Genomic DNA, 13,738 nt, shown 5'->3' on the forward strand with positions numbered 1-13,738 from the left:
TTGAATCGTCCCGGCGTTGAGCGTCTGACGTCTCGCGCACGGGCCAACTGCACTATCCACTCACTGTGTCTTTATAAAGAGAGCATCAACATGAGCATCTTCACTCACGTCACCGTCGGTACCAACGATCTGCAAAAAGCCCGCAGTTTCTACGACAACGTGCTCGGCACACTCGGCCAGAAACGCATCGCGGATCTGGAAGACAATGGTTCGATCTGGGGGGTGAATGCCCCGTCCTTCTTCGTCCTGAAGCCAGCGAACGGTGCACCGGCCAGCGTCGGTAACGGGGTCACCATCAGCTTCGAAGCACCGGATCGCGCCGCTATCGATGCCTTCCACGCAGCCGCCCTGGCCTGCGGTGGCAGCGACGAAGGTGCTCCGGGCCCTCGAGGTTGGGCCCCTAACGCCTATGCGGCTTATGCGCGGGACCTGGACGGTAACAAGCTGGCCGTGTACTGCTTCAAGGCTGCGTAAGTCTCATACAAGCCGCTCCTTCACGCCTGTGAACCGCTCCATCCAACAGGAGGTCGTGGTCATTTCCAGAAGATGCCCATGACCCCCTGTTTCACGAAGCGCCAGTTCAATGTCGGTGACCCAACATGGTTGGGGGCACCGACATCACCATGCCGCGCCTACAGTGATGCCCTGACCACCAACGGACAATCAACGGGCTGGGCGCCCGACGCCTCGAGGGTGTCGATCAGGTGCCGGGCTGCCTTGCGGCCGATCTCGTAGTACGGCAGTTGCACGGTGGTCAACGGTGGGATGAACAACTGCGCGATACCGATCATGTTGTCGTAGCCGAGCACCGCGACATCGTCGGGAATCTTCAGGCCACGGCCCAACAACAGCTGATAGGCACAAAAGGCAATACGGTCGTTGCCACAGATCAGAATGTCGAATTGGGGGCGGCCATCAATGATGTGCCGATCGAGGATACCGGCCGTTTCGCCATAGGCGTCATGGTCGCCAAGGTCGTATTGCAGGAGCGCCTCAGGTGGCAGTCCGAATGCCTGGCAGGCACGCTGCAGGCCTTTTTGCCGCAGGCCCCAGGCCAGGCTCTGTTTTGGCAGATTGATACACAGCGGCCGCCTATAGCCGCGACTCAACGCGTGGTGTACGGCCCGATACTGGCCCATTTCGTCGTCTGGCACATAGCTGACCAGTTGACTGTCATCAGCCAGGCAATTGGCGAGCACCAGGGGTTTGCTCTTCAATCGCTCGGGAATGCACACCTGGCGCAAGCCCATGGCACTGAAGATCAACCCGTCGGGACGGTGCGATAGCATCAGGTCGATATTCTGGTCGGTGGGCGGGTTGCTCAGCAGGTTGAGAATGAAGACATTCCAGCCAGCCTGCTGCGCGGTCTGTTCGATGGAGAGCAGCAGTTCGACGGCGAACGGTGTGGTCGCGGTGTCCAGTGCGAACACACCGATGGTTCGGCTCTGGAGGTTGTCACCGCGAATCCTGCGCGCCGACAGGCTCGGTACGAATTGCAGTTCGTCAATGGCCGAACGCACCCGCTGAAGGGTTTCGGGGCTCAGTTTTTCTGGGTTGTTGAGCGCTCGAGAAACCGTCATCAGGGACACGCCAGCCAGCTGTGCAACGTCTTTCACTGAAGTCATGCGAGGCGAAACCGGTCAGGTTGACGCTCAATCATGACACAGGGCCGGCGCTTCTCGCGACCCGAATGACGCCGCTCATAACCATCCCGAAGCCAGAGGCCACGCCCTGGGAATCGACACACGCCCGCCAGCCCCGCTTGCAAGAAGCTTCACCCCCAGGCTATCGGGCCGTGGGTAGATGCGACTGCTGAGGCTGAAGCGCCCGTTTTCGTCGAACACCTCGATGGACGAGCGATCGAGGAACACACGCAGCGCCAGCAACCCTTGTGCCGGGTCTATCGACACGCTGCGCTGACCGGTGACTTGCGCACCCGAGTGGCTGCGATCCAGCACCAGGCGCTGCAACGCGGCATCGTAGTAGAGCAACGTTTGTTCTTGGCCATCCTCGCTGCAGCGCAAGGCGACTCCCAGATGGCCGTCGGTGCAGCCAAGTAAATCCAGGTGCACTTGGATTTCGAGCATATCGCCGGCCACGTCTGCGACCCATTGGGTGCCCGACGCCTCCCACCACGGCGTGCCTGGCAGCAGTGTCTTGCGCAACGCTGTGAGCTCTCGTGCCGGATACACGCAAAGGCGATCGGCGCACAGTTCAAGTTCGCGCGGCAATCCGAGCATGCCGCACCAGTGATGGGCCTGGCTCGGCATCGGGCTTTCCCACATGTCGAGCCAGGCCCACACAAGGCGCCGACCATCGGCGGCCACCAGCGTTTGCGCCGCATAGAAGTCATGGCCGTTATCCAGCTCGATAAAAGGGCCGCCAGTGAAGTTCCATTCGCTGTCGAGTCGACCCACCCGGTAACCCGTCTGGTATTTGTTGAGTCGCTCGTAACCTTGGGGCGACATGCCTTGTGGGGAGTACAGCAGCACATCGCGTCCGTTCAATCGGAACAGATCCGGGCACTCCCACATGTAGCCATCGTCCTCCCTGCCGCCAGACACATAGTTGAGGAACTCCCACGTGTGCAGATCCGTGGAACGGTACAGCGGGAGCAGCGGCATATCGCCCAGACGTGCGCCGACAATGAGGTACCAATAGCCATCCTCCTTCCAGACCTTGGGGTCACGAAAGTGCATGATCGCGTCTTGCGGCGCCGTCTCGATGACGACGCCGTGCTTGGTGAAGCTGATGCCGTCGACGCTGGTGGCCAGGCACTGGACTTGACGAATCGAGCGTTCATCACCCACTTCCCCCAGCCAGGTGTGTCCGGTGTAGATCAGCGCCAGGGTATCCCCGTACACCAAAGCGCTACCGGAAAAACACCCATCGCGATCGAAGTCATCGCCGGGTGCCAGCGCAATGGGCAGGTGCTGCCAATGCACCAGGTCGGCACTCTTGGCATGGCCCCAGTACATCGGGCCCCATTTCGAATCGAAGGGGTAATGTTGATAGAACACGTGGTATTCGCCACGAAAGTACACGACCCCGTTAGGGTCGTTCATCCAGCCTGCCGGCGGGGCGATATGATAACCAGGTCGATAGTCGTGGATGACGCGAGACAGGCCGTCACTCAGTGCACGCTGCGCAAGGTCAAGCTGATCAGGCATGGGGTCGCTCATGTTGTGTGAAGAAAGGGTCATAGGGCGCGAGCTCGGACCGGGTGCAGAGAGATGTCATTGGGCTGGTTTTCACCGGCTTGCGGTGGGCGCTCCAAGGCCGTGCCGTCGTCGTCGAACAGGTGCAGGTTGTGGATGTCCAGTTGCAGTTCGACCCGATCGCCCGCCCGCCATCCGGCGCTGACCTCGCAACGGCAGATCAGTGGCTCGTCCTGACCGGTTTCGAGGTGCACATAGGTTTCGCTGCCCAGGTACTCGACCCCGGTCACGACGATGCCACCGGTTCCCTGCGCCGCCTTGAGCGAAATGTGCTCCGGGCGAATGCCCAGGCTCAGCGACGTGCCCGCCGCCAGGTTCGTGCTGTCGAAGGGCAGGGAAGTCATGCCCAGCACAGGGGTGTCGACCAGGCTGATGGTGCCCGGGGTATGCAGGCGCGCCGCCAGGAAGTTCATTCGCGGAGAACCCAGGAAACCGGCGACAAAGCGGCTCGCTGGACGCTCATAGAGTTCGCGCGGTGAGCCGATTTGCTCCACCCGACCGCCATTGAGCACAACAATTTTGTCGGCCAGGGTCATCGCCTCCACTTGATCGTGGGTGACGTAGATCATGGTCGAGCCCAGTCGATCATGCAGCCGGGCGATTTCGTTGCGCATCTGCACCCGCAAGGAGGCATCCAGGTTGGAGAGCGGCTCATCGAACAACAGAATGTCCGGTTCACGCGCCATGGCTCTGCCCATGGCTACACGCTGACGCTGCCCGCCCGACAGTTCTTTTGGCTTGCGCTGCAGCAGTTTGTCCAATTGAAGGATCTGCGCTGTTTTCAGCACGCGCTCGCGCAGGCTGCTCTTTTCAGTCTTGGCCAGTTTGAGGCCGAAGCTGATGTTGTCGTAGACGCTCATGTGCGGGTACAGCGCATACGACTGAAACACCATGCCGACGCCTCGCTCGCGAGGCTCCAGGTCGTTGACCCGCCGCCCATCGATCAGCATGTCACCGCCGCAGATCGACTCAAGCCCGGCGATCAGCCGCAGCAGGGTCGACTTTCCGCAGCCCGAGGGACCGACGAACACCACGAATTCACCCGCAGCGATCTCCAGGCTGACATCGCGCAGAATCCGCATGCCGCCCAATTGTTTGTTCACATTGTCCAGTTTCAACTTGATCACGATGCTGTTCCTTGTCGTTGTTGGGCATCAACCCTTGAGCGCGCCGGCAGTCAGGCCGGAAACGATTCGGCGCTGGAAAATCAGCACCAGAATCACCAGTGGGACGGTGACCAGCACCGATGCGGCCATCAGCAGCCCCCACGGCAGCTCATGGGAGCTGCCACCGGAAATCAGGGCGATGGCAACCGGCACCGTGCGCTGTGTGTCGGTGAGGGTGAACGTCAGGGCAAACAGGAACTCGTTCCAGGCGGCGATGAAGGCCAGCAAACCCGTGGTCACCAGTGCGGGCCAGAGCAACGGCAACAGCACCCGGGTGAGGGTGATCCAGGGCGACGCGCCATCCATGATTGCCGCCTCTTCCAGTTCATGGGGCAGTTGGCCCATGAACGTGGTCAGCACCCAGACGGTGAAGGGCAGGGTGAAAATCGTGTAGCTGAGGATCAACGCCCAGGACGTGTTGTACAGACCCAGGGCGCGGATCACTTCGAACAGCCCCGACAGTACCGCGACCTGGGGAAACATCGACACGCCCAGAACCATCATCAATACCGTGCCCCGCCCACGGAACTTCACCCGTCCCAAGGCATAGGCGGCGGTGACACTGAGGAACAGCGCCAGCGTCACGACGCAAAGCGCAACCACCAGCGAATTACCGATAGCCCGCAGGAATGAGGCTTGGTTCAGTACCGCTGCGTAATTGGAGAAGTCAGGGTTGTCGATCCAGTAGCTCACCTCGAACAAGGCACTGGAGGGTTTTAACGACGTCACGATGGCGTAGTAGAAAGGGAAGACGGCGTACAGCAGCAACACCCCGATCAGACTCCAGAGGCCCAGGCGCAACAGCGCCTTTTTCAGTAGACGCAGGCTCATGAGCGCACCTCCATCTGGCGGCGTCCGAGGTAGAGATAAAGCATGGCGATTACCGCAACGACCAGAAACAGCAGAGTCGAGGCCGCGCTGCCATAGCCCACATCCTGGAACTCCACCAGGTGTTGGCGGGCATAGACCGACATGCTCATGGTGCTCGACGAGTTGGAGGTCAGCACATAAATGACGTCGAATACCCGCAGGGAATCGAGGATGCGGAAGATCGCCGCCACCAACAATGCGGGCATCAGCAGTGGAAGCGTGACGTGCCAGAACACTTTCAGCGGATGAATGCCATCGACCCTTGCGGCTTCGTAGCAATCACTCGGCAACATCTGCAAGGCCGCCAGCATCAATAGCGTGACAAAGGGCACGGTCTTCCAGACGTCGACGATGATCACCGCCCACATCGACAGATCCGCATCTGCCGTCCAGGCCAGGGGGGCATCAATCAGGCCGACGCTCAGCATCATGTGATTGATGATGCCGAACTGGTCGTTGAGCATCCACGACCAGATCTTCGCCGAGACGATGGTAGGAATCGCCCAAGGAATCAGAATCAGCGCACGTACCAGGGGACGGCCGGTAAATTTGATGTTCAACAGCAAGGCCACCAGTAGCCCCAGGACGACTTCCAGTCCCACCGACACCACGGTGAAATGCAAGGTGTTGCGCACCGCGTTCCACCATTGGGGGTCGACCAGGATGCCCGACCAGTTAGAACCGTCGTGGAACAGATAATTGCTCAAACCGACAAAGGATCCCTCACGGGTTTGCCCCAGGGTGGCGTCAGTCAGGCTGAACCAGAAGGTACGCAGCAGCGGCCAGGCGGCCACCAGGGCCAGGCATAGCAACATCGGTGTCAGAAACAGCCAGGCGGCGCGTACTCGGCGAAGCTGGACTGGCGTTTCCCTGGTGAGCAGAAGCTCATCACAGGGGGCATGGGTAGTTAAGGCAGACATGGTGATTTCCTTCCTTGTGGCTTACCAGTTCCGGCGTTTGATGCGCGTGAGTTCGCTTTCCAGCTCGGCCAGCGCCTGATCGACAGGCAGCTCGCCCGCCAGCACGCCATGCACTCGATCGAAGAACGCATTGGAGACCCTTGGATAGCGATCGGCGGTGATCGAGGCGGGACGCATGACCCCGTCGTTGAGGATGCTGTGCAGCTGACTGTAATAAGGCATTGCCGCGAGCAGTTCGGGATCTTGATACAGCGACTCGATCACCGGGTTATAGGCGGCACTCAGCGCACGATGTTTTTGCTGTTGGGCACTGGTCAGGTAGCTCACCAGCTGTGCGGCAAGTTCTGGATGGGCGCTGTAACGCGACACCGCCAGGCCCCAGCCACCGAGGGTGGAGGCATGGGTGCCGGTTGTGCCGCCGCGGGGCAGGGGAGCGACGCCGACCTTGTCTTTTACGACACTGCCCTGGCTTTGTACCAACGCCCAGACATACGGCCAGTTACGCATGAACAAGGCATTTCCCGACTGGAACACGCCACGTCCTTCTTCCTCGGTGTAGTTGAGTACGCCACGCGGGGAGATGTCACCTACCCAGCTTTTGGCCAGGGTCAACGCCGCTCTCGAGGCCGGGCTGTTGACCACGATGTCGCCTTGTGGATTGACCAGCCCGCCTTCCGGTTGGCTGCTGATCCACTCCAGCGCATTACACGTCAGCCCCTCGTATGCGCGCCCCTGAAAGACGTAACCCCAGGCATTGGGGTTCCCGGCAGTGCGCTCTGCCTGTTGCACCTCCCTGGCGGTAGTCGTCATTTCCTCCCAGGTCTGGGGAACCTGTTTGTTGTACTTCTCGAGCAAGTCCTTGCGGTAATACAACAGGCCCGAGTCAGTGAACCACGGCATCGTCACCAGCCGTCCATTCACCGTGGCGTTATCCACCTGTGCCTGGAAGTAGCCTTGGGTCGCGTTGGCGGGCAGCACCTCGCGCAGATCCATCAGGTGCTTGGCCAACATCCCCGGCCACACCATATCGATCTGAATGATGTCGATGTCAGTGGACTGGGCACTGAGAATCTGTTGGTAGAACGACAACCTTTCGGTCGCCGAGTTAGGCGTAGAGACCACTTCGACGTTGTTGCCGGTCTGTTTCGACCACGCCTCGACGGCCTCTTTGCACAGTTGCAACTCCGCACCCACCGCACCGCAGGAGATCGTCAGATCAGCAGCGTTCGAGACGGATGGCAGTCCGGCACAGAGGGTGATTAGTGCTGCGGGCAGGAGAGATTTCAGATGTTTCATGGAGCACCCTTTATTTTTGTTTTTAGAAAAGTTAACGTTAACATCGCCAAATGTATCAGCGTATTTGCGATGAGGCATCCTTTTTTTCGTCGATTGCCACAGTTTTCAACTCACGAAAAAAAGGCCGGTAGCGGAAATTGAACAATAAAAACAAAACAGGGAATTCACATGCACAAAGCATCAAGCTGGCTAATCGCAGGCGTGCTCGGCACATCGGCGGCGACCTCTCAGGCCGCGACGCTGGAACAACGTATGGCTGCCTTTGAGGCACGTGCCAGCGCAGCGGAAAAGCGCGCAGCGGCCGCCGAACAGCAAACCCAGGCACTCGCCAGGGAACTGCAGCAGATCAAACTCGCCACCTCCACCGCGCAGCCTGTTGCGTCCACTGCGACAGCCACGGCAGTGCCCACGCTTGACTCCCGCCTGGCAACACTTGAAGCCCGGCAACAAAGCATGGAAAAGCAGGGCAGTACCGAACACCTCACGGATGGCTTCAGCTTCAAGGGCTACGCCCGCTCCGGGTTGCTGGTGAACGATGGCCTGGGGGGCGGCCGTGGCGGCCCGTATGCAAGCCCCGCAGGTTCAGTCGGGGGGGCTGTCGGGCGACTCGGTAACGAAGATGACACCTACATGCGCATAGACCTGTCGAAAGAACTCTATGCGCAGAACGGCACCCGTTCCAAATTCACGGTGTCCATCGCCGATGGCGTGGAAAGCTCCAATGACTGGACCGCGGATGAAAGTAACCTGAACGTGCGCCAGGTGTTTACAGAGCTCGACCATCTCGCTGCATTCAAGGGCAATTCAATGGTGCAGAACGCCACCTTGTGGGCGGGCAAGCGCTTTGATCGAGATAACTTCGATATCCACTGGCTGGACTCGGACGTCATCTTCCTGGCCGGTACCGGGGGTGGAATCTACGATGTGCAGATGAACAAGAACTGGCGCTCCAATTACTCCTTGATCGGGCGTAACTACGGGGACTTCAGTGAAGGCGGCGTTGACGCCGATGTGGAAAGCTACATTCTGACCTCTAACCAGTTCTTCGATGAGGGTCAGTGGCAGTGGATGTTCAACGCCATTGGCTCAAAGAAAAACGACATTGGCACCCGCAGTAATGACGCCGGCCTGACGCCTGCGGACTCCGGTCTGCACAGCATGCTGGCCAATCACCAGAAAACCTTTTTCGGCGCAGAAGGCTTCTTCAAAACGGCGCTGCTGTATGGGCAAGGTCTGGGGGCCGAGGTCAAGAACGTCGGCTCGGACGGTGAACTGATTGACGAGGCCCGCGCAGTGCGCCTGGCACTGTACGGCGAGACCCCCATTGCAGCGGGTTGGCGCATCGGTCCCAGCTTGCTGGCCGAACAAAGCAAGGATCGATACGTCAAGGGTGACAACTACGCCTGGATGACCCTGAACATGCGTTTGGCCAATGCAATCAACAGCAATTTCGAGATGGCCTACGAAGTGAGTTGGCAAACCATGGACCTCGACCCGAAGGGGTATCTACAACGGAATGCCGTCGATGGTAACTTCTGGAAGTTCACAATTGCCCCGACGTTCAAACCAGACGTTGGAGAGCTGCTCACGCGTCCTGAACTGCGTGTGTTCGCGAGCTTCATGGATTGGTCTTCGGAGCTGGACGGATACAGTACCCAAGACGCCTTCGGCAAGACGGACTTCAACGCCGGAGGGGTCTGGCAATACGGTATACAAATGGAAACCTGGTTTTAGCATTTGAACGCATTGGCCAGGCCAGCACCGATCAACAGGCCTATTCACGCGATCAACCCTCTGTAGCGAGCCTTTAAAAGAGCAAACGACTATGTATTTGGTATGTGGCGAAGCGCTGTTCGATTTCTTTAGTGAAAACGCTCCAGGGAATCAACGTTCAAAAATAAACTACAAAGCCATTGCCGGCGGCTCACCGTTCAACGTTGCCGTCGGGCTACGGCGCCTGGGGATCGACGTGGCGCTGTTGGCCGGGTTGTCCACCGACTACCTGGGCCGGCGTTTACAGCAAGTCCTGCAGGAGGAGGGCGTGCGCCTGGACTACCTTCAGGACTTCGACGCACCGACCACCCTGGCCATGGTCGCCGTGGGTGCCGATGGCTCGCCGCATTACAGCTTTCGCGGCGAAGGCTGCGCTGATCGTCTGCTGTTGCTCGGGCATTTGTCTGTGCTGGGCGATGAGGTACGAGGGCTGCATATCGGCTCGTTCTCGTTGGTGGTGCAGCCGATTGCCGACACCCTGCTGGCGCTGGTCCGCCGGGAAAGCGGCAAACGCCTGATCAGCCTCGACCCCAACGTGCGGCTCAACCCGGAGCCTAATATCCAATTGTGGCGTGAACGCATCGGCGCTCTGGTCGAACATGCCGATCTGATCAAGGTCAGTGACGAAGACCTGAGCCTGCTCCACCCTGAGCGTGATCCGCAGAGCGTGATCGAGGGCTGGCTGGAGCACCGCTGCCAACTGGTATTCCTCACCCGGGGCAGCCAGGGCGCGACCGTTTTCAGCCGCCACCACGGCACTTGGTCGGTGCCGGCCCGTACCGTGGTGATGGTCGACACCGTGGGCGCCGGCGACACCTTCCAGGCGGCATTGATCGCCTGGCTGACGGAGCAGCAGTTGGATTCGGTGGAGGGTTTGCAGCGCTTGAGCCGTGAACAGATCGAGGCAATGCTCAGCTTTGCCATCGGCGCCGCTGCGCTGACCTGCGGCAAAACCGGGCCGGACTTACCCTTTCGGCATCAGTTGGCTTGATATCCGGCCAGAGGCGGTCGATGAACGGGTCACGCTATTGAGCATGGCCCTTGTTCATAAACGGCCGCAATCCTGGATTGTGAGACCTGTCAGCCACAAACCCGGTTAGAGTGTTGAGCACTACCTGCTCATGAGCCCCCTCCATTCGATTCCCGTAGCCGCCCCCAGCGCTTGCAGCGGACGAACCGGGTAAACAAACCGTATATCAATCGTTATGTGAAGAATGAATCGTTCGCTGTTTGTGTCACTGGATGGGCCCAAGGGAACCGGTAAAACCACACTGTTGGAGGCCGTGACGAAAGTACTGAGGGCAGACCACAATAAGGTGATCCGACTGTGCGAGAAAAAAAGCGACCCCTATCGGGGTGAAACCATGGCCCTCGTCAACCAGTTCGTCAGAAATCCCTCCCGAGACCTGGAGCTGCAGGTGTGTGAGCGCTTTGCTGATAGCCGTGGCTGGATTTCCCGGCACGTGCTGACGAAACAGCCACCGGACAGCATCATCCTGATCGATCGCTGGTACCCCTCTGATGCCGCGTTTCGCCGGCAGGTCCCGTTTGCAGAGATCCTGCAGCTGAACATCGATCGAAACGTGCGAGTGCCAGACCTGCATGTCGGGGTTGTCACCGCCCCCGAGATTTCATGGGCGAGGGCAGCGGCACGCCAGCGTGGGCTGAACAGTACGGTGATCCATAGGCTGCAAGAGCATGTCGCTTGTACCCAGGCATTCGAGCGAGCGATTGCCGATCACGGCTGGGTTCTATGCCGCAATGAAGGCACCCTCGAAGAAGCGACGATGCAGGTGGTTTCGCAGATTTATCGCGTTCTTCGTTGCATCGGCCTTGATCCGGTTGAGATAGGCAGCACTCAGTGATTACGAGACGCTGACAGATTGTTCATTGCTCCAACCCGTGAGCTTGATCTAAAGCTCAGGTGGAATCAGCAAAATATAAATACGAATGCGTATCGTACGCTAGTGAGGTGGTATACCATGCGCCGCGAATTATTGGCGCGTATGCCGCCCCATTTGGCTATTCACTCAAGGTTTCCTCGATGCGTCGTACTCTGGTTTCTATCTGTGTGCTCCAGGCGTTTTCCGTTCCCTCTTGGGCGGAGCAAGCTTCAACTGATAAAACCACTCTGGAGTTGCAGGCGACTGACATCGTCGGTACCTCGGATTACGAAACAGCCCAAGGCCCGGTGGAGGGCTATCGAGCAACCCGTTCCGCCAGCGCGACACGAACCGACACGGCGATTCATGAAACGCCGCAGTCCATCAGTGTGGTGACCAAGGATGTTGTAACGGACATTGAGGCCACTCGCCTCCAGGACGCGCTGGACTATGCCGGCGGAGTAGGGCGGGCTAACAACTTCGGTGGCCAGGGGCTGACCACATTCACGGTGCGTGGATTTACGACTGGCGAGTTCTATCGCAATGGTTTTCCGATCAATCGTGGTTATCCAAACATGCCGGACGCGAACTCCATTGAGCGGCTGGAAGTGCTGCGCGGCCCGGCGACCACCCTCTATGGCCGGGGCGATCCTGGTGGCACGTTCAACGTGGTGTCCAAGCAGCCGCTGGCTGAACGCAGCGTGACGCTGGGCAGCCAACTCGACGATCAGGGAATGCAGCGTGGCACTCTGGATGCCTCTGGCCCGCTCGACGAGGAAGGCCGCCTGGCTTATCGCTTGAACGTGGTGGGAGAGGGGGGTGACACCTTCCGCCGTCACGTCGAGACCGAACGTTACGGTGTGACGCCCGTTTTATCGTGGCAGGCCAACGACGACACCAAGGTGATCTTCGAAGGCGATTTCATGCGCAACAACCATCCACTGGATCGCGGTGTGACGCGCTATCCGAATCAGATCGGCACCGCGTCGCGTGACACGTTCTTTGGTGAAAAAGACGTCGGCAAATTGCACAACGACAACAACATGGCGCAGTTGCGTTTCGAGCACTTCCTCAGCGACAACTGGACATTGGGTGGTGGTTTTCAATGGCTCGATGGCACCTTGCAGGGCAATGCCGTTGAAGCCAATGGCGTAGCTGACGACGGACGCACGCTGGGTCGCAACTGGAACTATCGCAAGCTGGAGTGGACGGACAAGGACACCCAACTGAACCTCACCGGACATTTCTCCGCCGGCGGCTTCGATCACACCCTGCTGACCGGAGTCGAGTACGAGGATTACGACTATAAGTCCATTATCCAGCGCTCCAGCGGTGCGGTGAGTGCCTACCCGATTGATATCTTCAACCCGGTATATGGCCAGCCTCGTCCGGCCCTGACCCGCACGCCGACCAATGATAAGGAAAACCTCAAGACCTACGCGGCCTTTATCCAGGATCAGGTGGCATTGACTGAGCGCCTCAAAGTCTTGGCCGGCGCCCGTTTCGAGCGCTTCGAGCATGACTACGAAACCTTCGTGCCGGGTGGCAGGAGCTGGGAAGCGAGCGACAATGCGGTGACGCCACGTCTCGGCGTGCTCTATGACCTGACCGATACCGTGGCGGTGTATGCCAATACCGCGCGCTCTTTCAAACCCAATAGCGGAGCCAGCCGAGAGGGTGGTGGATTTGAGCCGGAAAAGGGCAAGTCCTATGAGATGGGAATCAAATGGGAAGCGCTGGATCGTCAGCTGAGTGTTGATGGGGCAATCTATCAGATTGAAAAACGCAATGTCCTGACCACCGACCCCGTGGACTCGACCTTCAGCGTGGCGGCTGGCGAAGTGCGCAGTCGTGGCTTTGATTTGAACGTGGCTGGCAATGTCACCCCTGAGTGGCGGGTGATTGGCGGTTATGCCTATGTCGATGCCGAGGTCACCAAGGACAATGTGATCCCGTCGGGCACCCGCCTGATGAACATTCCGAAGAACAGCTTCAGCCTGCTCAACGTCTACGAGTTCCAGAATGGCGGGCTAAGAGGGCTGGGGCTTGGCACAGGGTTCAAGTACGTCGATGAGCGCGCAGGGCAGACGGCGAATACGGCGTTTTCGATGGGCAGTTACGCCGTCGTCGATCTGCTCGGTTTCTACAAAATCAATGACAACGTCAGGATGAATCTAGATGTGAAGAATGTGTTTGACCGGGACTATGAGGAAGGCGCCTTCGGCAATGTCTACGCTTACCCTGGTGAACCGAGAACCGTTCAGGTCGGTTTTTCTTACACCCTGTAGGCAATCCGGTGAATTGAGTTTGAACGTAAAAGGCCCTTCCTGGGCCTTTTACGTGGGGTGTGTGATGAGGTGCGTGGACCTAGGCGTCTCCTCAAACAAGATCCAGATCTTGGAGTGAGGTCATTTCTCCCACTGTTCCAGCAGTATCGAGACGAATTTTTCCGCTGCCGGAGACAGTGAGGCGCCTCTTCGGTAAACCAGTCCCAACGATCGGTTAACGATGGGCTCTATCAAAGGGACGCTCTACGTTTACCGCTCTGACTATTCCCGTGGACGTGACAGCAACCGGATCTACTTTACCTACGACATCGCTCTCTGGTGATC

At 58.9% G+C, this 13,738-nt stretch carries 11 protein-coding genes and 1 pseudogene; 5 read left to right on the plus strand and 7 right to left on the minus strand.

The window, feature by feature from the left end:
- Nucleotides 1–90: 90 nt before the first annotated feature.
- Entirely contained in the window at nt 91–474 is a 384-nt protein-coding gene (locus tag H7995_RS02935; protein WP_166589586.1) for a VOC family protein, read from the plus strand.
- Nucleotides 475–632: 158 nt separating this feature from the next.
- Here H7995_RS02935 and H7995_RS02940 read toward each other — a convergent pair whose 3' ends face one another.
- From H7995_RS02940 to H7995_RS02965, 6 genes are all read right to left on the minus strand, one after another.
- A complete protein-coding gene (locus H7995_RS02940; RefSeq protein ID WP_166589587.1) occupies nt 633–1,625 on the minus strand; it encodes a LacI family DNA-binding transcriptional regulator in 993 nt (330 codons plus the stop codon).
- Between the two features lie 75 nt (nt 1,626–1,700).
- Nucleotides 1,701–3,170 (minus strand): glycoside hydrolase family 32 protein, encoded by a 1,470-nt coding sequence (locus tag H7995_RS02945; RefSeq protein WP_425312217.1) that lies wholly within the window; start codon nt 3,168–3,170, stop codon nt 1,701–1,703.
- Nucleotides 3,171–3,199: 29 nt separating this feature from the next.
- Complete coding sequence (locus H7995_RS02950) at nt 3,200–4,345, minus strand: ABC transporter ATP-binding protein (protein WP_166589589.1); 1,146 nt, start codon at nt 4,343–4,345, stop codon at nt 3,200–3,202.
- A gap of 27 nt (nt 4,346–4,372) precedes the next feature.
- Nucleotides 4,373–5,215 carry a carbohydrate ABC transporter permease gene (locus H7995_RS02955; RefSeq protein WP_166589590.1) on the minus strand — a complete coding sequence of 281 codons (843 nt, stop codon included), beginning with the start codon at nt 5,213–5,215 and terminating at the stop codon, nt 4,373–4,375.
- Complete coding sequence (locus tag H7995_RS02960; protein WP_185817950.1) at nt 5,212–6,174, minus strand: carbohydrate ABC transporter permease; 963 nt, start codon at nt 6,172–6,174, stop codon at nt 5,212–5,214. Before H7995_RS02960 ends, H7995_RS02955 begins: the two co-directional genes overlap by 4 nt.
- Before the next feature lie 21 nt (nt 6,175–6,195).
- Nucleotides 6,196–7,470, minus strand: a complete 1,275-nt coding sequence (locus H7995_RS02965) for an ABC transporter substrate-binding protein (RefSeq protein ID WP_185817951.1) — start codon at nt 7,468–7,470, stop codon at nt 6,196–6,198.
- Nucleotides 7,471–7,638: 168 nt separating this feature from the next.
- On the opposite strand from H7995_RS02965, the gene H7995_RS02970 reads away from it, so the two are divergent.
- The 4 genes from H7995_RS02970 (at nt 7,639) to H7995_RS02985 (ending at nt 13,414) form a co-directional block, all read left to right on the plus strand.
- Nucleotides 7,639–9,204 (plus strand): carbohydrate porin, encoded by a 1,566-nt coding sequence (locus tag H7995_RS02970; RefSeq protein WP_182340387.1) that lies wholly within the window; start codon nt 7,639–7,641, stop codon nt 9,202–9,204.
- 91 nt (nt 9,205–9,295) lie between these two features.
- Complete coding sequence (locus tag H7995_RS02975; RefSeq protein WP_185817952.1) at nt 9,296–10,234, plus strand: carbohydrate kinase family protein; 939 nt, start codon at nt 9,296–9,298, stop codon at nt 10,232–10,234.
- Between the two features lie 223 nt (nt 10,235–10,457).
- Nucleotides 10,458–11,108 carry a dTMP kinase gene (locus tag H7995_RS02980; RefSeq protein ID WP_166589595.1) on the plus strand — a complete coding sequence of 217 codons (651 nt, stop codon included), beginning with the start codon at nt 10,458–10,460 and terminating at the stop codon, nt 11,106–11,108.
- Between the two features lie 179 nt (nt 11,109–11,287).
- Complete coding sequence (locus H7995_RS02985; RefSeq protein ID WP_185817953.1) at nt 11,288–13,414, plus strand: TonB-dependent siderophore receptor; 2,127 nt, start codon at nt 11,288–11,290, stop codon at nt 13,412–13,414.
- Nucleotides 13,415–13,534: 120 nt separating this feature from the next.
- Here the strand turns inward: H7995_RS02985 and H7995_RS02990 are convergent.
- Nucleotides 13,535–13,657: pseudogene (locus H7995_RS02990) on the minus strand (LysR family transcriptional regulator); the annotation flags it as partial.
- Between the last annotated feature and the right edge of the window lie 81 nt (nt 13,658–13,738).

The sequence above is a fragment of the Pseudomonas kielensis genome (assembly GCF_014236655.1).
Classification (GTDB): Bacteria; Pseudomonadota; Gammaproteobacteria; order Pseudomonadales; family Pseudomonadaceae; genus Aquipseudomonas; species Aquipseudomonas kielensis.

Excerpts from the sequence above, each read along its gene's own strand:
- H7995_RS02935 (WP_166589586.1), top strand. The coding sequence starts at position 91 with ATGAGCATCTTCACTCACGTCACCGTCGGTACCAACGATCTGCAAAAA.
- H7995_RS02940 (WP_166589587.1), bottom strand. The coding sequence starts at position 1,625 with ATGACTTCAGTGAAAGACGTTGCACAGCTGGCTGGCGTGTCCCTGATG.
- H7995_RS02945 (WP_425312217.1), bottom strand. The coding sequence starts at position 3,170 with ATGCCTGATCAGCTTGACCTTGCGCAGCGTGCACTGAGTGACGGCCTG.
- H7995_RS02955 (WP_166589590.1), bottom strand. The coding sequence starts at position 5,215 with ATGAGCCTGCGTCTACTGAAAAAGGCGCTGTTGCGCCTGGGCCTCTGG.
- H7995_RS02960 (WP_185817950.1), bottom strand. The coding sequence starts at position 6,174 with ATGTCTGCCTTAACTACCCATGCCCCCTGTGATGAGCTTCTGCTCACC.
- H7995_RS02965 (WP_185817951.1), bottom strand. The coding sequence starts at position 7,470 with ATGAAACATCTGAAATCTCTCCTGCCCGCAGCACTAATCACCCTCTGT.
- H7995_RS02970 (WP_182340387.1), top strand. The coding sequence starts at position 7,639 with ATGCACAAAGCATCAAGCTGGCTAATCGCAGGCGTGCTCGGCACATCG.
- H7995_RS02975 (WP_185817952.1), top strand. The coding sequence starts at position 9,296 with ATGTATTTGGTATGTGGCGAAGCGCTGTTCGATTTCTTTAGTGAAAAC.
- H7995_RS02980 (WP_166589595.1), top strand. The coding sequence starts at position 10,458 with ATGAATCGTTCGCTGTTTGTGTCACTGGATGGGCCCAAGGGAACCGGT.
- H7995_RS02985 (WP_185817953.1), top strand. The coding sequence starts at position 11,288 with ATGCGTCGTACTCTGGTTTCTATCTGTGTGCTCCAGGCGTTTTCCGTT.